The 22,207-nt window shown below is 48.4% G+C and carries 19 protein-coding genes; 13 read left to right on the top strand and 6 right to left on the bottom strand.

Annotated features, from left to right (window positions below; translation table 11 throughout):
• Window positions 1-11: 11 nt before the first annotated feature.
• A complete protein-coding gene (ubiE, locus tag ACTHRE_RS07870; protein WP_004519946.1) occupies window positions 12-749 on the top strand; it encodes a bifunctional demethylmenaquinone methyltransferase/2-methoxy-6-polyprenyl-1,4-benzoquinol methylase UbiE in 738 nt (245 codons plus the stop codon).
• A 165-nt stretch (window positions 750-914) separates the two neighbouring features.
• Here ubiE and ACTHRE_RS07865 read toward each other — a convergent pair whose 3' ends face one another.
• A complete protein-coding gene (locus tag ACTHRE_RS07865; protein WP_003685623.1) occupies window positions 915-2,045 on the bottom strand; it encodes a polyamine ABC transporter substrate-binding protein in 1,131 nt (376 codons plus the stop codon).
• A 250-nt stretch (window positions 2,046-2,295) separates the two neighbouring features.
• On the opposite strand from ACTHRE_RS07865, the gene alaS reads away from it, so the two are divergent.
• Complete coding sequence (alaS, locus tag ACTHRE_RS07860; RefSeq protein WP_377073839.1) at window positions 2,296-5,190, top strand: alanine--tRNA ligase; 2,895 nt, start codon at window positions 2,296-2,298, stop codon at window positions 5,188-5,190.
• Between the two features lie 278 nt (window positions 5,191-5,468).
• On the opposite strand, the gene ACTHRE_RS07855 is transcribed toward alaS, so the two are convergent.
• From ACTHRE_RS07855 to ACTHRE_RS07835, 5 genes are all read right to left on the bottom strand, one after another.
• Window positions 5,469-7,259: a DUF262 domain-containing protein gene (locus ACTHRE_RS07855; RefSeq protein ID WP_377073840.1), complete on the bottom strand. Its 1,791-nt coding sequence runs from the start codon at window positions 7,257-7,259 to the stop codon at window positions 5,469-5,471.
• Window positions 7,260-7,517: 258 nt separating this feature from the next.
• A complete protein-coding gene (locus ACTHRE_RS07850; protein WP_377073841.1) occupies window positions 7,518-7,682 on the bottom strand; it encodes a hypothetical protein in 165 nt (54 codons plus the stop codon).
• A 139-nt stretch (window positions 7,683-7,821) separates the two neighbouring features.
• Window positions 7,822-8,679: a CAF17-like 4Fe-4S cluster assembly/insertion protein YgfZ gene (gene ygfZ / locus ACTHRE_RS07845; protein ID WP_377073842.1), complete on the bottom strand. Its 858-nt coding sequence runs from the start codon at window positions 8,677-8,679 to the stop codon at window positions 7,822-7,824.
• Between the two features lie 122 nt (window positions 8,680-8,801).
• Window positions 8,802-9,365: a peptidylprolyl isomerase gene (locus tag ACTHRE_RS07840; RefSeq protein WP_049332503.1), complete on the bottom strand. Its 564-nt coding sequence runs from the start codon at window positions 9,363-9,365 to the stop codon at window positions 8,802-8,804.
• Window positions 9,366-9,564: 199 nt separating this feature from the next.
• Window positions 9,565-11,787 (bottom strand): TonB-dependent receptor, encoded by a 2,223-nt coding sequence (locus ACTHRE_RS07835; RefSeq protein WP_377073843.1) that lies wholly within the window; start codon window positions 11,785-11,787, stop codon window positions 9,565-9,567.
• A 239-nt stretch (window positions 11,788-12,026) separates the two neighbouring features.
• Between ACTHRE_RS07835 and ACTHRE_RS07830 the strand changes: the two genes are divergently transcribed.
• From ACTHRE_RS07830 to ACTHRE_RS07780, 11 genes are all read left to right on the top strand, one after another.
• Entirely contained in the window at window positions 12,027-13,793 is a 1,767-nt protein-coding gene (locus tag ACTHRE_RS07830; protein ID WP_377073844.1) for an ABC transporter ATP-binding protein/permease, read from the top strand.
• 146 nt (window positions 13,794-13,939) lie between these two features.
• Entirely contained in the window at window positions 13,940-14,665 is a 726-nt protein-coding gene (locus ACTHRE_RS07825; RefSeq protein ID WP_440344987.1) for a glycosyltransferase family 2 protein, read from the top strand.
• Between the two features lie 4 nt (window positions 14,666-14,669).
• Window positions 14,670-15,599, top strand: coding sequence for an LpxL/LpxP family acyltransferase (locus ACTHRE_RS07820; protein ID WP_107696909.1), 930 nt, complete (start codon window positions 14,670-14,672; stop codon window positions 15,597-15,599).
• A gap of 26 nt (window positions 15,600-15,625) precedes the next feature.
• The gene (locus ACTHRE_RS07815; protein ID WP_107696910.1) at window positions 15,626-16,063 is read left to right on the top strand and encodes an acyl-CoA thioesterase; all 438 of its coding nucleotides are present in this window, start codon (window positions 15,626-15,628) and stop codon (window positions 16,061-16,063) included.
• A gap of 105 nt (window positions 16,064-16,168) precedes the next feature.
• Window positions 16,169-17,548, top strand: coding sequence for an MATE family efflux transporter (locus ACTHRE_RS07810; protein ID WP_440344988.1), 1,380 nt, complete (start codon window positions 16,169-16,171; stop codon window positions 17,546-17,548).
• 70 nt (window positions 17,549-17,618) lie between these two features.
• Window positions 17,619-18,659 carry a UDP-N-acetylmuramate dehydrogenase gene (gene murB, locus ACTHRE_RS07805; protein WP_377073848.1) on the top strand — a complete coding sequence of 347 codons (1,041 nt, stop codon included), beginning with the start codon at window positions 17,619-17,621 and terminating at the stop codon, window positions 18,657-18,659.
• A gap of 18 nt (window positions 18,660-18,677) precedes the next feature.
• Complete coding sequence (locus ACTHRE_RS07800; protein ID WP_004519965.1) at window positions 18,678-19,319, top strand: TetR/AcrR family transcriptional regulator; 642 nt, start codon at window positions 18,678-18,680, stop codon at window positions 19,317-19,319.
• An 89-nt stretch (window positions 19,320-19,408) separates the two neighbouring features.
• The gene (locus ACTHRE_RS07795; RefSeq protein ID WP_107723394.1) at window positions 19,409-20,182 is read left to right on the top strand and encodes an NAD(P)-dependent oxidoreductase; all 774 of its coding nucleotides are present in this window, start codon (window positions 19,409-19,411) and stop codon (window positions 20,180-20,182) included.
• Between the two features lie 50 nt (window positions 20,183-20,232).
• Entirely contained in the window at window positions 20,233-20,805 is a 573-nt protein-coding gene (locus tag ACTHRE_RS07790) for a ubiquinone biosynthesis accessory factor UbiJ (protein ID WP_003685523.1), read from the top strand.
• 26 nt (window positions 20,806-20,831) lie between these two features.
• A complete protein-coding gene (locus ACTHRE_RS07785; protein ID WP_039863638.1) occupies window positions 20,832-21,722 on the top strand; it encodes an NAD(+) kinase in 891 nt (296 codons plus the stop codon).
• Between the two features lie 26 nt (window positions 21,723-21,748).
• Window positions 21,749-22,054 carry a hypothetical protein gene (locus tag ACTHRE_RS07780; RefSeq protein WP_377073849.1) on the top strand — a complete coding sequence of 102 codons (306 nt, stop codon included), beginning with the start codon at window positions 21,749-21,751 and terminating at the stop codon, window positions 22,052-22,054.
• The last annotated feature ends 153 nt before the right edge of the window (window positions 22,055-22,207 follow it).

Below are 22,207 nucleotides of genomic sequence, written 5' to 3'. Positions count from 1 at the left end.
AGGCAGACACTATGAGCGACCACAAAACCCATTTCGGCTTCTCTACCGTTGACGAAGACGAAAAAGCAGGCAAAGTTGCCGAAGTCTTCCACTCCGTGGCAAAAAACTACGACATTATGAATGACGTAATGTCCGGCGGTCTGCACCGCGTTTGGAAACATTTCACCATCAATACCGCCCGCCTGAAAAAAGGCGACAAAGTATTGGACATCGCCGGCGGTACAGGCGATTTGTCCCGAGGCTGGGCGAAACGTGTGGGCAAAGAAGGCGAAGTTTGGCTGACCGACATCAACTCCTCTATGCTGACAGTCGGCCGCGACCGCCTGCTCAACGAAGGCATGATTCTGCCCGTATCGTTGGCAGACGCTGAAAAATTGCCGTTCCCCGACAACTATTTCAATCTGGTTTCCGTCGCATTCGGCCTGCGCAACATGACGCACAAAGATGCCGCGCTGAAAGAAATGTACCGCGTATTGAAACCGGGCGGCACCCTGCTGGTGTTGGAATTCTCCAAAGTGTACAAACCTTTGGAAGGCGTGTACGACCTCTACTCTTTCAAACTGTTGCCGATTATGGGCAAACTGATTGCCAAAGATGCCGACAGTTACCAATACCTTGCCGAGTCCATCCGTATGCACCCCGACCAAGAAACTTTGAAGCAAATGATGCTGGATGCAGGCTTCGACAGCGTGGATTACCACAACATGAGCGCAGGCATCGTCGCCCTGCATAAAGGCGTGAAATTCTAAGGCCGTCTGAAACGAACAAAAGGGCGTGATTGATAGACACGCCCTTTGTTTTTAAACCTTATCCAAGCCAATCTGACACAAACCAAAGGCCGTCTGAACAGCCGTAAAACGAAATCAAACATTTCGGTTACACCATTCAGACGGCCTTAATACGTTCAAATCAGCTTATGTACCTGCTTTCACACTTTGCCATTGACGGACCATAAATTTCAACGCCGCCGGTTGGATAGGCACCATGATAAAGCTGTTTTTCAAATCCTCATCGGTCGGGAAAATCGTATTGTCGTTTCTAAACTCTTCATCCATCAGCTCTTGAGCCGGTTTGCTAGACGGCGCATAAGTAACAAAATTGCCGTTTTTCGCCGCAACTTCAGGATCTAAGAAATCATTGATATACGCATGGGCATTGGCCACATGTTTGGCATCTTTCGGAATCACAAACGAATCCACCCAAATCCCCACGCCTTCTTTCGGCATCATCACACGGATTTTTTCCTTGCCGCCTGCTTCTTCGGCACGACGTTTGGCAATGTTCAAATCACCGCCAAAGCCAATCGTTACGCAAGTATCGCCGCGCGCCAAATCATCGATAAAACCGGACGAGGTAAAACGCTTGATGTACGGACGGTTTTTCTTCAAAACTTCCGTAGCCGCCTTAATATCCGCCGTTTCGCTGCTGTTTGGATTTTTACCCATATAGTTCAACACCATAGGATAAATTTCCGCCGCGCTATCCAAATAGCTGATGCCGCATTGTTTGAGTTTGGACGTGTATTCAGGGTTAAACACCAAATCCCATTGATTGTCCGGCAGCTGATCCGTGCCCAACGCCTTTTTCACACGCTCGGTATTGATGGCGAAAGTATTGGTACCCCAATAAAACGGCACTGCATATTCATGCCCCGGATCGACACCTTCCATCAGTTTCATCAACTGCGGATTCAAGTTTTTATAGTTGGGAATCAGAGACTTGTCGATTTTTTGATACGCACCTGCCTTAATCTGCCTACCGACAAACGCATTGGAAGGACCCACGATGTCGTAACCCGACTTGCCGGTCAATACCTTGCTCTCCAGCGTTTCATCGCTGTCATATACATCGTAAGTTACTGCGATACCGTGTTTTTTCTCAAACGCGGCAACCGTCTCGGGATCGACATATTCCGACCAATTGTAAATGCTCAATACCTTTTGATTATCGGTTTGAGCCGCCTTGTCGGCAGAAGTTTTGTCCGAGCCGCCGCAGCCGGCCAGTGCCAGCGCAGTCAGTACGATGAGGGGCAGATGTTTGGTCATTATCATTCCTTGCGTATCCGGTTGAAAATAGAGAGGCATTATAAAGCAGGCAAGCCCGAGCGGATAGGCTTCATTGTTAAAAGATATCGTCCCGCTTGAGGCCGTCTGAAAGACGGATTGCAGCCAACTTAAAACCTTTCTGCCGATAGCTTGAAATATGGTTTTGCGGTAAGATAACGCCCATTCGTTTTTAATCGCAACGCGCCGTCCGGGCCGTCTGAAATCCTTGTAAAAAATTTATCGAGACATTATGAAAACCACCGAACTACGCCAAAAATTCCTGAAATTTTTCGAATCCAAAGGCCACACCATCGTCCGCTCCTCCTCGCTCGTACCACACGACGACCCGACCCTGCTGTTTACCAACGCAGGCATGAACCAATTTAAAGACGTATTCCTCGGCTTTGACAAACGCCCCTACAACCGCGCCACTACCGCGCAAAAATGCGTACGCGCAGGCGGCAAACACAACGACTTGGAAAACGTCGGCTACACCGCCCGTCACCACACCTTCTTTGAAATGATGGGCAACTTCTCCTTCGGCGACTACTTCAAACGCGACGCCATCCACTTCGCTTGGGAGTTCCTGACTTCCCCGGAATGGTTGAACATCCCTAAAGACAAACTCTTGGCGACCGTTTACGCAGAAGACGACGAAGCCTACAACATCTGGCTGAACGAAATCGGCATGCCTGCCGAGCGCATCGTCCGCATCGGCGACAACAAAGGCGCGAAATACGCGTCTGACAACTTCTGGCAAATGGGCGACACCGGCCCTTGCGGCCCTTGCTCCGAAATTTTCTACGACCACGGCGAAGAAATCTGGGGTGGCATTCCGGGCAGCCCTGAAGAAGACGGCGACCGCTGGATCGAAATTTGGAACTGCGTATTTATGCAGTTCAACCGCGACGAACAAGGCAATATGAATCCGCTGCCTAAACCATCCGTTGATACCGGCATGGGCTTGGAACGTATGGCCGCCGTCATGCAGCATGTCCACAGCAACTACGAAATCGACCTGTTCCAAGACCTGCTCAAAGCCGTTGCCCGCGAAACCGGCGCGCCGTTCAGCATGGAAGAACCAAGCCTGAAAGTCATCGCCGACCACATCCGCTCCTGCTCCTTCCTGATTGCAGACGGCGTGATGCCGTCCAACGAAGGCCGCGGCTATGTACTGCGTCGCATCGTCCGCCGCGCCGTACGCCACGGTTACAAACTCGGTCAGAAACAAGCGTTTTTCTACAAACTCGTGCCCGACTTGGTGAAAGTAATGGGTGATGCTTATCCTGAGTTGAAAGAGAAGCAGACGCAGATTATGGAAGCCCTGCGCGCGGAAGAGAGCCGTTTCGGCGAAACGCTGGAAAAAGGCATGGGCTTGTTCAATCAAGTGTTCAACGGCATGAAATTCTTGAAACTGGAAAGCCTGCTGCCGCAAGATGGTGCGGGCAAACCACTGGCATTGAAAACCGCAGAGGGTGTGGAATTCACCGCCGCCTCCCGTGCCGCTTCAGGCAAAAAGCAAATCGTTATCCGTCCCCAAGTTTCAGGTAGCCTGAACGAAGGCATGTATATCGATTTGCAGGCTGCTTTGGAAACCGCCCATATTCCCGACGCGGAAAAACCGTTTGCCGAAGCCTTAAATGCCTATTTGATGGACAACATCGCCAACAGCAAACTCGTTATCGGTGGTGAACACATCTTCAAACTCTACGACACCTACGGCTTCCCTTACGACCTGACTGCCGACATGGCGCGCGAATTGGGCATCGATTTGGATGAAGAAGGCTTCAACCGCGAAATGGATGCACAACGCGCACGCGCACGCGCCGCACAAAGCTTCAAAGCCAACGCCCAACTGCCTTACGAAGGTCAAGACACCGAGTTTAAAGGTTATAGCGAACGCCAAACCGAATCCAAAGTCCTCGCCCTCTACAAAGACGGCGAGCAAGTCAACGAATTGAACGAAGGCGAAGAAGGTGCCATCGTTATCGACTTTACCCCGTTCTATGCAGAATCCGGCGGCCAAGTCGGCGACGTCGGCTATATCTTCGCAGGCGAAAACCGCTTTGAAGTACACGATACCCAAAAAATCAAAGCGGCCGTATTCGGCCAATTCGGCATACAAACTTCAGGCCGTCTGAAAGTCGGCGACAGCGTTACCGCCAAAGTGGATGACGAAATCCGCAATGCCAATATGCGCAACCACAGCGCGACCCACTTAATGCACAAAGCCCTGCGCGATGTATTGGGCGAACACGTTGAACAAAAAGGCTCTTTGGTTACCGCCGAATCCACCCGTTTCGACATTTCCCATCCTCAAGCAGTAACTGCCGAAGAAATCGCCGAAGTCGAACGCCGCGTCAACGAAGCCATTTTGGCCAACGTTGCCGTCAACGCCGCCATTATGAGCATGGAAGATGCCCAAAAAACCGGCGCCATGATGCTCTTCGGCGAAAAATACGGCGACGAAGTGCGCGTATTGCAAATGGGCGGTTTCTCTACCGAATTGTGCGGCGGTACACACGTTTCACGCACCGGCGACATCGGCCTCTTCAAAATCATCAGCGAAGGCGGTATTGCCGCAGGCGTGCGCCGTATCGAAGCCATCACCGGCCTGAACGCACTCAAATGGGCGCAAGATCAAGAGCGTTTGGTTAAAGACATTATTGCCGAAACCAAAGCCCAAACCGAAAAAGACGTACTGGCGAAAATCCAAGCAGGTGCGGCACACGCCAAAGCATTGGAAAAAGAATTGGCACGCGCCAAAGCCGAACTCGCCGTCCATGCAGGCGCCAAACTCTTGGACGATGCAAAAGACTTGGGTTCAGCCAAACTCGTTGCCGCACAAATCGAAGCCGATGCCGCCGCCCTGCGCGAAATCGTGACCGACTTGACCGGCAAATCAGAACAAGCCATCGTATTGCTCGCCGCAGTCAACGACGGCAAAGTCTCCCTATGCGCCGGCGTATCCAAACCGTTGACTGCTAAAGTCAAAGCAGGCGATCTGGTTAAATTTGCAGCCGAACAAGTCGGCGGCAAAGGCGGCGGCCGTCCTGACTTGGCGCAAGCCGGTGGTACAGATGCCGACAAATTGCCTGAAATGTTGGCAAGCGTGGAAGGTTGGGTGAACAGTAAGCTGGTTTAATAGGAGTATGTAGATGTAAAGAAGGTCGTCTGAAAAATTTTCAGACGACCTTCTTTGTACTGTCATAAAAAGTTATTTTGCCATTTAGCCTGATTTTAAGCGTAGTAGTAGTCAGTTTCAATTTTTATCATCAGCTTTCAGACAACCTTTGAGGTCGTCTAAAAATACAAAACGGCAAACCGCCAATTAGATGACCGTGTGCGTGCGTACCGCACATACCCTCTACGTCAGGTAGGGTGTGTGGCATAGCCACGCACGCGGTCGGTTGGCTATGCAGGCTACGGCTTGCTACTCTCAAACATATCATATATTTCTTTAGACATTTTTTTGTTTCTGTTATCAATATCAGAAATTCCCCAACTTTCATGTTTGCTAAATATTTCTTTTGCTAAGAATAGGTTACTTTCTTTCAAAATAATTTCTCTCTTCTCTGAATAATCATTAGGAATTTTTGAATTAATAGTTTTTTCTAATAAAACTAGATTGCCAATAGTTTTTATTTTATCTATATCTGATGTATTTTTTAAGGAGCTAGCTGTATCATTTGAATAGATGTGTTCAATGCTAATGTCAATAATATTAAAATTATTATTCTGCCTTCGCCATTCCAATCTTTCCAAACAGTATCTTGCTAGTCTCTTAGCAATTTTATCCTCTTCTTTTTTAGAGTTTCTATCATAATAAATTCTTTTACTAATATTTCTATCAATAATTTCTTCATTATATGGCTCAACTTTATTTCTCATTTGATTAATAAAATCATTTATTACATCATGAACCTCTGTTTTTTTCTTTGCAGAGAATAATTTTAAAGCATACTTTGGAAAAACTTTATTAAGACCCGCAGTGCCTTTTAAATACAATATATTATTAATAAATACATACTTCTCAAGAATATTAAGAGCAGATAATAGTTTATCAATATTAATTAATTTATTATTAAAACATCTTAATAAAGCAAGTAAAAATGGATAGCTTAACTTTGTAGCATCTAAAAAATTTATAAGATATCTTAAATGGAAATATATTTTGATTTTCTTAGGACAATTTGTATCAATCCAATCATCCATATTTGGATTGGTGATTTTACAAAAAATATTTGAATCATTATATAAGTTTTCAACAAAAGCATTTATATCAAATTTCTCCTGTTTATTCCCTGTCAATTGCATATATTCTTTATAAAATTTTTCTCTACTAACTGTTGGAGTATATCTAGATTTCCAAAAGGCTAAAAAGAACTCCTCTCTGCCACCAGACTGAATATTTAAAAATATCTCCTTCCAAATTTCTTCCAAATATTTTGGTTGAGCAGGTTTCTTTGTTTTATCATATTTACTGAAAATATGATTTTTAATTAAATCTATAAATGTTAAATCTTTACCTTTTGCATTTAATGTCATAAAAACTGAGTGAGCACTTACAAGATCTTCCACTTCAACAAATACCACCTCGAGAGCAAGAATTGTATCTCTAACTTTCTTTAATCTATCTAAATCAAAGTCCTTTAGGCTGCTATAAAAATAGTTATATGCGTTTAATAATTTTAACTCAGACTCATTTTTTATATCTATGTTACTTATAAAATTTTTAAATTTATTATTCACTATGCTGTTAATTAAATCTTCTTTTTCTGGCTCTTGGGCATAAGTCTGAATATATTGTTGAAAAATTGGATATGGAACCTCTGTTTCTAAAACAGGCAATTCATTATTATCATTATCCCAAGTATATAAATATCTATTAATTGCTTCCTTTAATTCTTGATTTTTATGTCTGTGATGCATGATATCGCGAATCACGCACAGTAAGATTGTAATAGTAGTAAACCTTTGCTGTCCATCGATGATGCTGTAGCATGTCAGTCCAGAGTATTTATTTTTGTGTTCTGGATAAGTTAATACCATATGACCAATAAAATAGTTTTGATCAATATTTTCATTAATATCGTCTAAAAATTCAGATACTTGCTCTATATCCCAATCAAAAGGGCGTTGAAAATTTGGAATTGTAAAGATACCTTGTTTAAGAATATTACTAAATAATCTTCCATTGGCAGTAACTTGCATAAATATCCCTTGTCTTTAGAAACATACATTCTTCAAATATCGAGCAGTATAACTAATTTCCAGCATATCAACCACCTACTCAGGGCTACCTGAAGCAATAATTCTGCCTCCGCCATCGCCGCCTTCCGGCCCAAGCAAGCCGTAGCCATGCACATGTTTTTTGTTGTTACCAAATGATTCCAAACCATGCCGTAATACAGTCGGTAGCAAACGCAGCTTGAGTCATGACCCAACGAAATCCTCATATCACCTGTAATATCAAAGCTGTCTGAGCAAGCCGTAGCCTGCATTTCCTCTAACCGCGTGCGTGGCTACGCCACACACCCTACCACTGCGGGCGGGGCAAATCTTAAGATTGAGGTGTAGGGTGTGTGCGGTACGCACGCACGCGGTTTTTGTTGCTACCGAATGATTCCAAACCATGCCGTAATCCAGTCAGAAGCAAACGCAGCTTGGGTCATGTACCAACAAAACTCAATATCAAAGGCCGTCTGAATTTCAGACAGCCTTTCTGTTTTCGTTTCAAGCTGATATTTAAGCTTTTTATTCAATCATCTAACAATCAATCTTTCTCAACCGTAAAAAACAGTTCTTCCTGTTTCAAAGCATTACCGTCTGCATCGGTCAATGCTGCTTCTGCTGCGGAAAACTTGATAACGGCGAGGCTAAGGCTGCCTTGTTCAGTCAGTGCTGTGTTGAGGATGACTCCTGCTTCTTCTTCGCCGACTTTGACGGCAATACCGGCGGCTTCTAAAGAATCGCCGCTCAATACGGCCAGGCCGCGTTTCACTTGGCCTCGGTATTGGGCGCGGGCGATGATTTCTTGACCTGGGTAGCAGCCTTTACGGAAATGGACTGCGCCGATGATGTGTTGGTTGAGCATTTGGGCAACAGCCGCTTCTTTGGTTGCGGCGCAAATCCACGGATAGCCGCTGCGGATTTCGTGCAGGTTCCACGCGTTTTCGGCTCCTGCTTGATATTCGGCTGCGTTTTCGGCTGCTGAAATTTTCAGACGGCCTGTGTGCGGCAGGGCAATTTCTACGGTGTTTTCTTGAATTTGGGCTGGGAAAGACAGTTGCGGTTCGGTAGCAGGATGAGGTTCTGCATTGTCTGCCAACTCGCCGCTGACTGCTAAATCGGGCATCAGCTCGAAGACGACTTTTGCACGCAAGACAAACATTCTCAGGCGTTTGACGATGGCTTCGGTCAAATCTTGCGCCATGACCAACAGTAAATCTTCTCCGCGATTGACGACCAGCATATTCGCCAACACACGGCCTTTAGGCGTATTGTATGTGGCGTAACATGCCTGACCGGAAGCTAAATTATTAATATCGTTGGATAATTGACCATGAAGAAATGAAGCTCTGTCTTCTCCGCTGACACGGACAACGCCGAAAAAAGGCAGGCGGGTTTGCATAATCGACTCCTTAAATGGTAGATGCTGAATTATCGCCCAAATTGCTACTTATTATCAAATAAATAAATTCAGGCCGTCTGAATGTTTCAGACGGCCTGTTGTTTGGGTTCAAACAATCAGAATTATTTGATGCTGACTTTGCGGATAATCACGGCTTCGGTTGGAACGTCTTGATGATAGCCGCGTGTCGCTGTTTTCACTTTGCTGATTTTACGGACCACGTCCATACCGGAAGTAACTTTACCGAAAACGGCATAACCGTAGCCTTGAGGGGTTTTGCTTTTGAAATTCAAAAAGTCGTTGTCGGCTGTGTTGATAAAGAACTGGCTGGTTGCTGAATTCGGATCGCCGGTGCGCGCCATGGCGATGGTGCCGACGTTATTTTTCAAGCCGTTGTATGCTTCATTAGTGATGGCTTTATCGGTGGATTTTTGAACCATTTTCTCGGTAAATCCGCCGCCTTGAATCATAAAATTGTCGATAACGCGGTGAAAAATCGTGTTGTCGTAAAAACCTTTTTTGGCGTAATTGACAAAGTTTGCCACGGTTTTCGGCGCTTTGACTTCATCCAGCTCCAGTTGGATGTTGCCCATATTGGTTTCAATCACGGCATGGGTAACCGCTTGCGCTTGCACGGAAAGTGAGAGTGCGAGGGCGCACAGGGTCAGTTTGATGGATTTTTTCATATGTCTTCTCGAATGATGTATTGTGAAAATGGAATATTAACCTTGTTTCGCGTGAAATCCATAAAAAACATGTAAGATTTTTCAAGCAAAAAACATAAGGCAATCAAATCAGGCCGTCTGAAAAGGGATAAAAACCAAATTCTTGCTTTTTATCATTCCCTTTCAGACGGCCTGTTATTACGGTCAAATCGAAATCAGATTAAAAATCCAATTCCGCTTTCAGCCAATAAGTGCGCGGCATACCGACGACGGCGAAGCTGCGGTCGTATTGGCCGCGTTGCACCTGCCAGTAGTTTTTGTTGAACAGGTTTTCTACCGAGCTGCTGACGGTTAAAGTATTTTTGCCGAGCTTGGTTTTGTAGCGCGCGCCTACGTCAACCAAAGTGTAGGATGGGAAGGCGTATTGTTTTTGCGTGTCTTGGTAAGACTTGCCGAAATACGAAACGTTGCCGTTCAAGGTCAAGCCTTTGGCAAACGGGGTATCCCACTCAACACCTGCTTTGGCAATTACGCGCGGATTGGCGACTTGTACGCCGCTGACCAGCATATCGCGTGAATTTGGATAGTCTTTCACGGTCGATTGCAGATACATCAGACCCAAAGTCGGACGCAAAGTATTGTTGAGCAAGTTCGCGTAGGTGTTGAACTCGATACCGCGGCTGCGTTCTATGCCTTGCTCCGAACCGCTATAAGCCAAGCCTGCATTTTTGCGCGCTGCGAAATCAGTTCCTGAGGTCGTGTTGCCACGCCAATAGCCCGGGCGTTTGATTTGGAACGCGTTTAAAGTAGTGACAAAGTCACCCCAGTTTTTGCGTACGCCGACTTCAAATTGACGGCTGACGCGTGGATCTGCCATCGTTACATGACCGTCATCATCAGTACGGATGTCGGACGGCTCCAAATCTTCCATATAGTTGCCGTAAACCACCAAATCAGGCTGCGGAACCCATGCCGCCATCAACATCGGGCTGAAACGGCTCGCATCTGCTTTGCGGCCGTTTAATTTGTTTTTCTGCTCGACGGCTTGGAAACGCCCGCCTAAAGTGAGGCGATATTTGTTGTCGGCAAAACCAAGCGTGTCAGATACCGCCAAACTGTTTACTTTGATCACGGTATCCAATGAAGGGGTTGGGTTCCACGCGCTGCCTAAGTTGGAATCCAATTTCGCTAGTTGAATCGGAATATCAAGGCTCGGATCAATAACGCGGTTTTGAGTCTGGCGTGCGCCTTGATAAGTAGTACGTTTGCGGTCGATTCGGTCAAATGCGGTACTCCAGTTGTGGCTTACCGGACCGGTTTCAAATTCGCCGCGTGCAGTCAGATTCATACTGAGCGTTTTAAAACGCTGGTCGGTCAAACGCGCGCGACCGGAATTGTAGGTTAAACCGCTGTCTGTAACGGTAGGAGAGGCGAAATTGCCATAATAGCGCGCATTGTTATAACCAATACCGCCTGTAATTTGGGCATTTTCAAACGCATCCCATTCAAAAGTCAGCATATTGGTCTGACCGCGCGTGTTTTGAGCCTGCCAGCTCGGCGCCAAATTCACTTTGCCTTCAGGTGCGTCAAACAAGCGGCCGTTGGCGTTTTGAATGTCCTGCATACGCGCGCGACCGCCGTTGGTTTTGCGTTTTGCGTAGATGGAATCGAACGCCACGCGCACTTTTTCGCCGCGATAGTCGGCATTCAAAGCAAATTCTTTGTTGTCTTCGCTGTAACCGTGACGCGGAGTGTCGCCGTGGCGTAGTTTACCATTGGCGCGCACGCCGAATTCTTTGTTTTCGCCGAAGCGTTGACCCAAGTCGAACGTACCTTGGGCGCGGTTGTTGCTGAACCAGCCCAAACCAATTTTATGGTTGCCTTCGTCGGCGGCTTTTTTGGTTTCGATATTGACGGAACCGGATACCGCGCCTTCAGGGTCCATGCCGTTTACGGCAGTGGAGGCGCCTTTAATCAGTTGCGCAGAACCGACTTGCACGCTGGCCGTGCCTTGCGTGCCGTACATACCTGCCAAACCGTTGACGCTGAATTGGCGCGCATCAAGCTGATAACCGCGGAAATACAGGCCGGTCAATGTGTTGCTTTCGCCGCCGAACTGCCAAACGGAAGCGTCTTTTTTCGCTACGGCATCCACCAAAGTACGCGCTTCGGTATTGTTGAGGGCTTGTTCGTCGTAATTGACCACAGTAATCGGAGCGGTAAAGGCATTCGCTTTACCCAACACACCCAAGTTCACACGGTCGCGCAAGTCGCCGTCGCTGGCGATGGAATAAGAACGGGCGGCTTTGACGCGTTTGGCGTCGGCGCGGACATTGACTTCCTGCAACTGCTGTTGCACGGGGGTTTCGGGTGTCGTTTCATCGGCGGCGTAGGCGAATGCGCTTGCAACCACAAGCGGCATCAGGGCTAATTTGCTGTTCATAAAATACCTTCTGGTTTGAAATATTAATAATTCTTATTTCTTATATCGAGTAAAAAATTACAAAGTAATTTGGTTTTGCGATTATATTTGATAAGATTTCTGCTTTCCACAAAAACAAATAAGAACCGTTTGTAAATACAAAAAATACAACAGTTCAGAAAACTATTATTACAGTTACCATAGTCAAATAAATTTGCCGTCCTTTCAGACGACCTTTACTTCCTTTCAGAGAACACCCCATGCAAAAATGGCAAATCGAGCTTTATTCCACGCCGTCTTGGCTGTTGCAGACCTTATTGATGGTCGCCGCAGCCTCGGCGGTCATTCTGTTTTTTGCACGCAACACACGCTTCGGGCGCGAGTTTAGCTATATCCTGCGCCTTTGCCTGACGCCGAAAAGTGCAGTTAAAGTATTGCTGCTGATTACGGCGATGATTACGTTGCTGTTAACCGAAGTACGGCTGAATGTGTTGAGTACCTTTATGTCCAAAGGGCTTTACGACTCGATGCAGGATTTGAATGCCTCCGCGTTTTGGATGTTTGCAGCGATGAATGCAGGCGTGGTGTTGATACGGGCGTTTAACAACGTCGTCAACGACTTTCTCGATCAAGGTTTGGCGATTAAATGGTCGGAGCGGCTCAATGAAGTTTTGACTTCGCGCTGGTTTGCCGACAAAAACTACTACCGCCTGCAAATGCGCCGCCACGCGCCGGACAACATCGACCAACGTATCCAACAGGACGCGCAGGATTTCATCGCTTCGACCATAGAATTTGTGCGCGGCATGGTCAATTCGGTCGTTACCTCGTTGGAATTTGCCGTTGTTTTGTGGGGCTTGGCGGGCATCCTGACCGTGTTCGGCTTCGATATTCCGCACGGCATCGTTTGGTTTGTCTATATGTTTGTGATTTTGGCGACCTTTATCGCCATGTGGATAGGCAACCCGTTGATTCGTTACAACTATGAAAACGAAAAGCTCAACGGCGACTACCGTTACTCTCTTATCCGCGTGCGCGACCACGCCGAAAGCGTGGCGTTTTACAGCGGCGAAAAACACGAACACGACCAGCTTTCCGACCGCTTTAAAGCCATTATCCGCAACCGTTGGCGCATTGCGCGACAAAGTGTTTGCCTGAGCGGCTTTAACGATATGTTCACTAACGGCATCAAACTCTTCCCCATTATTTTACAAGCCCCGCGTCTGTTTGCCGGACAAATCAAAATCGGCGACATCCAGCAGACCGTCCAAGCCTTCGCACGACTGCAAAACGCGCTGTCTTTCTTCCGGATGTTCTACAACAAATTCACCGCCTACCGCGCCCGACTGGAGCGTCTGTACGGATTCTTGCTGAGTACGGAAGAACAACACAGCGCACAACAACCCGACATTACCGAAGTTTCAGACGACCTCTCACTGGAAAACGTCGCCCTGTTCCGCCACAACGGCGAAATCCTGTTGAGCGGCATCAACGTCAACCTCAAAAGCGGCGATTCCCTGCTGATACGCGGTCCGAGCGGTTGCGGCAAAACTTCGTTGCTGCGCGCGCTGGCAGGGCTTTGGCCTTTCGGCAGCAGTGGCAAGGTCAGCCATCCGCCGCATCACGACATCCTCTTCCTGCCGCAACGCCCGTACACGGCACAAGGCAGTCTGCGCGATGCGATTTGTTACCCTAACATCGACAAACAGCATCCGGAACTAATCGAAGCTATGAATACCTGCCGCTTAGGTTATCTCGTTGATAAATTGGATAAACCCGACGACTGGCAACACATACTCTCCCCAGGCGAACTGCAACGCGTCGCCTTCGTCCGCGCCCTGCTCTCGCAGCCCAAAGTCATCCTGCTCGACGAAGCCACCGCTGCCTTGGACGAACCGACCGAAGCCATGCTCTACCGCGCCTTAAAGCACAAACTGCCCGACAGCATCATCATCAGCATCGGCCACCGCAGCACGCTCAATGAATTCCATGATTTATGCCTCGATGTCGGTCATGTACAATGCTGAATTAATGGCATATAAAAGGCCGTCTGAAACAGTGAAAAACGAAATCAAACGATTTTGTCCTCGCCGTTTCAGACGGCCTTTTCAAACGCCATGGCATGTTTATTTGCTATACTCTGCATTGTGTTAACGTCGTCTAAAAAATATTTATGAAAACCCTGGCCCTTATTCCACATTACAACCACCCGACCACCATCAGCCACGTTGCCCAAACCATGGGTGGCTTTGGTTTAAACGTTTTAATTGTGGACGACGGTTCACGCGAAGAATGCAAACCTGTATTGCAGGCTTTGGTTTCAGAAGGCATTGATGTCCTTTACCGTCCCATCAACGGCGGCAAAGGCGCAGCGGTCAAAACCGGTTTGGAATACGCTGAAGAACATGGCTATACCCACGTTTTGCAGGTTGATGCAGACAGCCAGCATTGCTTAAGCGACACACCCAAACTCCTCGCCGCAGCAGAACAAAATCCCGAAGCCGTTGTTTGCGGCTGGCCGCAATACGGTAATGACGCGCCCAAAGCACGACTTTACGGACGCAAAATTACCGACTTTTGGAATATGCTGCACACTTGGTCATGCGACATCAAAGACGGCATGTGCGGCTTCCGCCTCTATCCGCTTACACCCGCGCTATCCGTTGTCCGCGAAGAAACTGTAGGCGACCGCATGGACTTCGATACAGAAATCCTTATCCGCCTCTACTGGCGCGATGTCAAACCGGTTTGGATTAAAACGCCCGTCCAATACGCCGCCGACGGCGTGTCCCACTTCGATGCCTTTGCCGACAATGTCCGCATCAGCAAAATGCACACACGGCTGTTTTTCGGTATGTTGAAACACCGATTGGGTAAAGTTTTCGGAAAGGCCGTCTGAAACCATGACCGACAATAAACAAACCCATTGGGCGGCGCAGCCCGAACGCGGCAACCGCCTGTTTCTCGCTCTGACCACATTGATGGTGCGCTATCTGCCGGCTTTTTTCATGAGGCCGTGCATTTGGTTTGTGGTGCTGTATTTTTATGCAACCGCGCCCAAACCGCGCCGTCATGTCTTACGCTATCAAACCCGTCTTCAGATGGCCTTTCCCCATACTGTCCTGCCGAAACACAGCGTATTCAAACAATTCGTCGCATTTGGCGAAGCGGTTTGCGACCGTTTTGCCGTGTGGCAACGCAAAATCCGTTATGAAGATTTGGTAATTGAAGACCCGGACGACATCTATTCGCAAGTCAAGCGCAACGAACGCGGCCAGATTTTTGCTTGCTCACACTTGGGCAATACCGAAGTTTGCCGTGCGCTGGTGTCACACCATAAAAATTTCAGACTCAACGTATTGGTGCACAGCAAACACGCGCAGGCATTTAACGAGGCATTGCAAAAAGCCGGTGCAGATCATATCCGTCTGATTCAGGTGACAGATTTGGACACCACCCTGATGATGGAATTAAACCACCGTATCGAAAACGGCGAATGGATTGCCATCGCGGCCGACCGCGTGCCTGTACGCGGTGAGAAAACCGCCGACATTAATTTCTTAGGCCACACTGCCCCTATGCCGCAAGGCGCATGGCTATTGGCTTCGCTTTTAAAAACACAGGTAAACACGCTGTTTTGCGTCAAACAAAACGGCCGCTATCATTTGAAACTGCGCCGCTTTACCGACACTTCCAGCTGGAAACGCGGCAACCGCGAGGCTGCCGTCAAAGACGCGATGCAGCGTTTTGCCGACATTTTGGCGCAAGAATGTGCGCAAAATCCGCTACAATGGTTCAATTTTTATGATTTTTGGGGCGAAGACGCCGTCTGAAACCATCACACTCACTCTTTTAAACCATGAAAAAACACATCTACTGCCAACACAGCTTTGAAACCGAAGTTCCTTTTTTTGACGTAGATGCCATGCACATCGTGTGGCACGGCAACTATGTCAAATACCTTGAAACCGCACGTTGTGCTTTTTTGTCTTCCATCGGTTACGACTACAACGAGATGGGACGGCAGGGGTACAGCTGGCCGATTGTGCAGATGAACCTCAAATACATCCGCCCTGCCCGTTTCGGCCAAAAGATCCGCGTTGATATGGACATCGTCGAGATCGAAAGCTGCCTGCGTATCGATTACACCATTTACGATGCCGAAACCAACGAAAAAATGACCCGCGCTTCGACTACCCAAGCCGCAGTATCGCTTTCAGACGGCCTGATGCAGTTTCAAACGCCGGACAGCTGGTTGGAAGCAGTAAAAAGACATCCGACATTTAAGGCCGTCTGAAAAATTTAGCGATTAAACAACATATTGCCTGCTTATCAGCATTACCCTTTATAATTTTACGTTTCCGTTTCAGACGGCCTTTATCCTCAATCCACGCACACACTTATGCTACTGAACCTCAACCGCTTTGCCTTTCCTGTTTTCTTAAAAGAAACCCGTCTGCTTACTGCCCTCGCCCTGCCTATGCTGTTGGCGCAAGTGGCGCAAGTGGGTATTGGTTTTGTCGATACGGTAATGGCTGGTGGCGCAGGTAAGGAAGATTTGGCCGCGGTGGCTTTGGGCAGCAGCGCATTTTCCACGATTTACATTACCTTTATGGGCGTGATGGCGGCGTTGAACCCGATGATTGCCCAGTTGTACGGCGCAGGTAAAACCGAAGAAGTCGGCAAAACAGGAATGCAGGGCATTTGGTTTGGCTTGTGTTTGGGCGTATTCGGCATGCTGTTGATGTGGGCGATGATTACGCCGTTCCGTCATTGGCTGACATTGAACGATTATGTCGAGGACACGATGGCGCAATATATGTTCTTTACCAGCTTGGCAATGCCTGCCGCCATGATACACCGCGCCCTGCACGCTTATGCCTCCAGCTTGAACCGTCCGCGCGTGATTATGTTGGTCAGCTTCGCGGCATTTGTATTGAATGTGCCGCTGAACTATGTGTTTGTTTACGGCAAATTCGGTATGCCTGCTTTGGGCGGCGCAGGTTGCGGCGTGGCAACGGCGGCGGTATTTTGGTTCAGCGCATTGGCTTTGTGGCTTTATATCGCCAAAGAAAAATTCTTCCGTCCGTTTGGCTTGACAGCAAAAATCGGCAAACCCGATTTGGCGGCCTTTAAACAGATTTGGAAAATCGGCGCACCCATCGGCTTGTCTTATTTTCTAGAAGCCAGCGCGTTTTCGTTTATCGTCTTTTTGGTGGCGCCATTCGGCGAAGATTATGTCGCCGCCCAACAAGTCGTCATCAGCCTGTCGGGCATTTTGTATATGGTTCCGCAAAGCGTCGGCTCGGCAAGCACGGTACGCGTTGGCTTTTCGCTCGGACGACGCGATTTTTTGCGGGCGCGTTATATTTCAGGCGTGTCGCTGGTGTTGGGCTGGGTACTTGCCACCTGTACCGCACTGCTCTTGGTCATCTTTCGCTTTCAGTTGGCCGGTATGTACACCAACGATGCGGCAGTATTAGGCATTGCTGTAACCGTTTTATTTTTCGCCTCCCTATTCCAACTGGCAGATGCTACCCAATGTATCGCTTCATATGCGCTGCGCGGCTATAAAGTGACCAAAATGCCAATGTTCATCCATGCCGCCGCTTTCTGGGGCTGCGGCCTGTTGCCCGGCTACTTGCTTGCCTATCATGTCGATATGGGTATTTACGGCTTCTGGACCGCGCTGACCGTTTCGCTGACGATTGCCGCCATCGCGTTGGTATGGTGCTTGGAGCTTTGCAGTAAAGAGATGGTCAAATCGCATAAGGCCGTCTGAAAAATACAAGCAGTCTTTCTCCAATGATTACGCTATTTAATCAACGAATTCCTATTTTAAAGTTAAACCCATGCAACCCATCCAATACCAAACCGACCTCACCCCCTACAACACTTTCGGTCTTCGCGCCAAAGCCCAAGCCTTTATCGCGCTCAAACATGCCGATGAGTTGCGCGATATCGTCCGGCTGCCCGAGTTCAACCGAGATACTGTTTTATGGCTCGGCGGCGGCAGCAATATCCTTTTGATGAAAGACTATGCCGGTCTGGTTGTGCATATGGAAAACAAGGGAATACGCGAAATTGAGCGTTCAGACGGCCTGGTTTATATCGAGGCTCAGGCTGGGGAAATTTGGCATGATTTTGTTCTGCATACGGTTGAACTGGGTTTAAGCGGGCTGGAAAACCTTAGCCTGATCCCGGGCACGGTCGGCGCGTCTCCGGTACAAAATATCGGTGCATACGGTGTTGAAGCGAAAGATGTTATCCATAGCGTACGCTGCTTTGATTTGGATACGGAAACCTTTGTCGAGCTTTCCAATGCCGACTGTGACTTTGCCTATCGTGAAAGCCTGTTCAAACAGGGAGGCAAAGGCCGTTATGTGATTGTTTCGGTTGTATTCGCGTTAAAAGAGCATTTTGTGCCGAACTTGGGCTATGGCGATTTGGCGGCAGCGGTTGCCGAACTGAGCCAAGGCCGAGAGGCGACGGCCAAAGATGTTTCCGATGCAGTGTGTTCAATCCGCAACAGTAAACTGCCTAATCCTAACATACTTGGTAATGTCGGAAGTTTCTTTAAAAACCCAGTTGTCAGCGCCGAAAAAGCTGCCGATTTGTTGCAGCAATACCCTAATATGCCACGCTATCCGCAGCCTGACGGTTCGGTCAAACTCGCGGCCGGCTGGCTGATTGACCAATGCCGTCTGAAAGGCCATCAGATCGGCGGTGCGGCAGTGCATGACAGACAGGCTTTGGTTTTGGTGAATAAAAACAATGCATCCGCGCAAGATGTCCACCAGCTGGCACAATATGTTTGTAATACAGTATTTACTCAATTTCAGGTAGAATTACACGCAGAACCCAACTGGCTGCCTACTTCATACAGCCTATAAAACAAAGGAGTGTATTCCATGCCGCGCATTGCTAAAGTCAACACTTACACACGAATCATCAATGCCAGCCTTGCCTTGTTCAACGAAGAAGGCGAGCGCAATATTAGCACCAACCATATTGCCGCCCACTTAGGCATCAGCCCGGGCAACCTCTACTACCATTTTCGCAACAAAGACGAAATCATCGTCCAATTGTTCAAACGTTACAGCGAGGCCCTGCTTGTCTACCTTAACGAAGCTGTGTTGCCGTCTAATGTTGAAGACTCCATCAACTACATGGCCGGTATTTATGATGTGATGTGGGAATACCGTTTCCTTTTCAGCGATGTGAATACCCTGCTTGCCCGCAGTGCCGAATTATTGGGCGAGCACAATACCTTTACCCAAGCCAAAGTGTCCCCGCTGTTGGTCAACCTGCTGACCCAGCTCAACGGTCTGAACATCATCAGCGCAGACCAAACCGCGATGAACGACCTCGCCGTCAATATGTGGATGGTAACGAAATACTGGTTCGACTTTGACAGCTCCCTGCGCGGCCGCGCCAAGTTGACCGAAGATTCCAAAGTACGGGGCATCAGCCGCACACTCAGCCTGTTGCGCCCTTACCTCCTGCCGGAACACCGTGCCGAATTCGACCAAAAAATCGGCAGCAACCATTAATTTTTCCATACAAAGGCCGTCTGAAAACGTGGCTTTAACCAAGTTAAAGCTATTTTCAGGCGGCCTGTTAATTTTCGGATGCTTTATTTATGCACCTTCCCGATATTTCCATTCTCGGCTTAGGCTATCTCGGCCTGCCGCTGGCGCAAAAATGTTATGAGCAAGGCAGTCAGGTAGCCGCCGTCAAACGCAATCTGACTTCCGATGATATCAATCTGCCGATTGAACTCGACATTATCGATTTAAACCAAAACGATATTTTTCACAGTTCGACCTTATGGCAAAACCATATCAACAAACCGACATGGTTTTGCCTGCTTCCGCCTTCGTCATTAAACCATTACGCCGATACCCTGAAAAAATGGATTCAACTTGCCGAGCAATCTAAGGTACAACACATCATCTTTACCAGCAGCACCAGCGTGTATGGCGACCAAGCACGCATATGCAATGAAACCACGCCGCCCGATCCGCAAACCGAATCCGCCCGTCAAATCCTCACAGTCGAGCAAGCCTTGCTTGAAAGTACCGTCCCCCATATCGACATACTGCGACTGGGCGGACTTTATTCTGCCGACCGTCATCCCATTACCAAGCTGGTTCAAAAAACACGCATTCAAGGCGGCAATCAACCCGTCAATATTCTTCATAAGGATCTTGCCGTCCAAGTCCTTTTTCAGACGGCCTGCCAAGCTGACGGCAAGCGTATCCGCAATATTGTCGAACCCCGCCACCCAAGCCGGGCCGAATTTTATACCGCCGAAGCGGCCAAACTCGGCCTGCCGGCTCCTGATTTCATCGTTGATGACAAAAGCAACGGCAAAATTGTAAATACCGTTTGCGCAGACGGGCTAAGCCTGTAAAATTGCGACTCAACCCATTAATCCGTTTCAGACGGCATTTAGAGTAAACCATGTCCGCCCTATTTCCCCTTATCAACCACCTGATACAGCAAAATCCAGAGCAACAGCGCGAGCTGTCTGAATTTGCAGGCAGCATCATCTGCATCAGCCTGACCGGTTTCAGACTGACCGGACGCATCAGCGAACAAGGTTTTCTTGAAACCGCAAACGAAACCGCCGACACCAACATCACATTCCACAACAGCGCCATCCAAAAAATCCTCCAAGGCGGCCAGCCCGGAGTGGGCGACATCAGCCTCGAAGGCGACTTGGTATTGGGCATGTCCGTCCTTCCTATTTTGGGTGGACTGCGCTATTATCCAAGCGACGATTTGGCGCGTGTATTCGGTCATGTGGCCGCAGAAAGTATCAGCTCGCGCGCCGGCGATATCGGCCGCACCATGAAAAAAATCGGCAAAAGCATTGCCGAACAAATCAGCGACTTCTCACGCGAACCCGAATCTCCTGTTATCGACCAAGCCACGCTTGCCGCATGGTTGGAAGAAGTGGACAAACTGCGTGACGACGTTGCTCGCCTAAACGAACGCCTCGACCGCCTCGAGCGCGATATCTGGATAGATTAAATACTTAATTTCAGACGGCCTATTACATGAAAAGCCCATTTAAAAACATCGGTATCGTTACGCGTCCCAATACGCCCGAAATTCAAGATACCGTCCACACATTGGTTTCTTTTCTGCGCGAAAACGGCTTCACCATCTATCTGGATGAATTGAGCGTAGAAGAACACTGCGTCTATATCCAAGATTCCGCCTACTGCGAAACCGTAAACAAAGCCCAGCTGGGCAAATACTGCGACCTCGTCGTTGTACTCGGCGGCGACGGTACCTTTCTCTCCGCCGCCCGCGAAGTCGCCCCGCGCGCCGTACCCATCATCGGCATCAATCAAGGCCACTTGGGCTTCCTCACCCAAATCTCACGCGATACCATGGTTGAGGGCATCCGCCCCGTACTGGAAGGCAAATATCTGCCCGAAGAGCGCATCCTCATCGAAGCCAGCATCATTCGTGACGGCGAAACCATCGAACGCGCCCTCGCCCTCAACGACACCGTACTGTCTCGTGGCGGAGCAGGCCAAATGATTGAATTTGAAGTATTTATCAATCAGGAATTTGTCTATACCCAACGTTCGGACGGCCTGATTATTTCCACGCCGACAGGTTCGACCGCCTACGCGCTTGCCGCCGGCGGCCCTATCATGCAGGCCGGTCTGCACGCCTTCACGCTCGTGCCCATCTGCCCGCAATCCATGACCAACCGTCCGATTGCCATCTCCGACACCAGCGTAATCGAAATCCTCATTACCAAAAGCGGCGACGCACGCGCACATTTTGACGGACAATCCCATATCGACGTGCAAAACTTCGACCGCATCATCATCCGCCGCTATCACAACCCCTTGCGCGTCCTCCATCCCACCGATTACCAATACTTCAAAACCCTGCGCCAAAAGCTGCATTGGGGCGAACAATTGATTTAAACACCACTTCAATAAATAGGCTTACCATGAAAACCATTTTCCAAACCTTAATCATCGCGCTGTGCGCCCTTTCCTCCCTCTCCGTCTCCGCACACGGCATGCACAAAAGCAAACCCTTGTCCTTTGAAGAATTGCCGAAAATCTGCCAGCAATACTTTACCCGAGCGGATGCGTGTTACCAAAAAGCAGGCGATAAAGCATCGTTCCAACGCGACAACACAAAATACCTGCGTCAAATCCTGCCTGCCGCCGACGTAGGACAACGTGAACGCATGTGCCAAATTGCCATGGATACATTCGCCGAAAAAACAAAAAACTTGAGCTGCGAATAAAGACTTCTGTCTTAGCTCTAGCAATTTCTGATTTCATAAAAAGGCCGTCTGAAACATTGGATTGTTTCAGACGGCCTGAGACCTTTGCAAAATTCCCCAAAATCCCCTAAATTCCCACCAAGACATTTAGGAGATTTTCCATGAGCACCTTCT

The organism is Neisseria sp. P0001.S007, from assembly GCF_051963655.1.
GTDB classification, from domain to species: domain Bacteria; phylum Pseudomonadota; class Gammaproteobacteria; order Burkholderiales; family Neisseriaceae; genus Neisseria; species Neisseria subflava_A.
Note: the sequence above shows the minus strand (reverse complement) of the source record. Positions and strands in the feature narration are given on the sequence as shown.

What these genes read in the sequence shown, in the direction of transcription:
- ACTHRE_RS07825 (WP_440344987.1), top strand. Translation starts at nt 13,940, where the DNA reads ATGAAAACCCTGGCCCTTATTCCACATTACAACCACCCGACCACCATC.
- ubiE (WP_004519946.1), top strand. Translation starts at nt 12, where the DNA reads ATGAGCGACCACAAAACCCATTTCGGCTTCTCTACCGTTGACGAAGAC.
- ACTHRE_RS07815 (WP_107696910.1), top strand. Translation starts at nt 15,626, where the DNA reads ATGAAAAAACACATCTACTGCCAACACAGCTTTGAAACCGAAGTTCCT.
- ACTHRE_RS07855 (WP_377073840.1), bottom strand. Translation starts at nt 7,259, where the DNA reads ATGCAAGTTACTGCCAATGGAAGATTATTTAGTAATATTCTTAAACAA.
- alaS (WP_377073839.1), top strand. Translation starts at nt 2,296, where the DNA reads ATGAAAACCACCGAACTACGCCAAAAATTCCTGAAATTTTTCGAATCC.
- ACTHRE_RS07785 (WP_039863638.1), top strand. Translation starts at nt 20,832, where the DNA reads ATGAAAAGCCCATTTAAAAACATCGGTATCGTTACGCGTCCCAATACG.
- ACTHRE_RS07820 (WP_107696909.1), top strand. Translation starts at nt 14,670, where the DNA reads ATGACCGACAATAAACAAACCCATTGGGCGGCGCAGCCCGAACGCGGC.
- ACTHRE_RS07790 (WP_003685523.1), top strand. Translation starts at nt 20,233, where the DNA reads ATGTCCGCCCTATTTCCCCTTATCAACCACCTGATACAGCAAAATCCA.
- ACTHRE_RS07840 (WP_049332503.1), bottom strand. Translation starts at nt 9,365, where the DNA reads ATGAAAAAATCCATCAAACTGACCCTGTGCGCCCTCGCACTCTCACTT.
- ACTHRE_RS07835 (WP_377073843.1), bottom strand. Translation starts at nt 11,787, where the DNA reads ATGAACAGCAAATTAGCCCTGATGCCGCTTGTGGTTGCAAGCGCATTC.
- ACTHRE_RS07810 (WP_440344988.1), top strand. Translation starts at nt 16,169, where the DNA reads ATGCTACTGAACCTCAACCGCTTTGCCTTTCCTGTTTTCTTAAAAGAA.
- ACTHRE_RS07780 (WP_377073849.1), top strand. Translation starts at nt 21,749, where the DNA reads ATGAAAACCATTTTCCAAACCTTAATCATCGCGCTGTGCGCCCTTTCC.
- murB (WP_377073848.1), top strand. Translation starts at nt 17,619, where the DNA reads ATGCAACCCATCCAATACCAAACCGACCTCACCCCCTACAACACTTTC.
- ACTHRE_RS07865 (WP_003685623.1), bottom strand. Translation starts at nt 2,045, where the DNA reads ATGACCAAACATCTGCCCCTCATCGTACTGACTGCGCTGGCACTGGCC.
- ACTHRE_RS07795 (WP_107723394.1), top strand. Translation starts at nt 19,409, where the DNA reads ATGCACCTTCCCGATATTTCCATTCTCGGCTTAGGCTATCTCGGCCTG.
- ACTHRE_RS07850 (WP_377073841.1), bottom strand. Translation starts at nt 7,682, where the DNA reads ATGGTTTGGAATCATTCGGTAGCAACAAAAACCGCGTGCGTGCGTACC.
- ygfZ (WP_377073842.1), bottom strand. Translation starts at nt 8,679, where the DNA reads ATGCAAACCCGCCTGCCTTTTTTCGGCGTTGTCCGTGTCAGCGGAGAA.
- ACTHRE_RS07830 (WP_377073844.1), top strand. Translation starts at nt 12,027, where the DNA reads ATGCAAAAATGGCAAATCGAGCTTTATTCCACGCCGTCTTGGCTGTTG.
- ACTHRE_RS07800 (WP_004519965.1), top strand. Translation starts at nt 18,678, where the DNA reads ATGCCGCGCATTGCTAAAGTCAACACTTACACACGAATCATCAATGCC.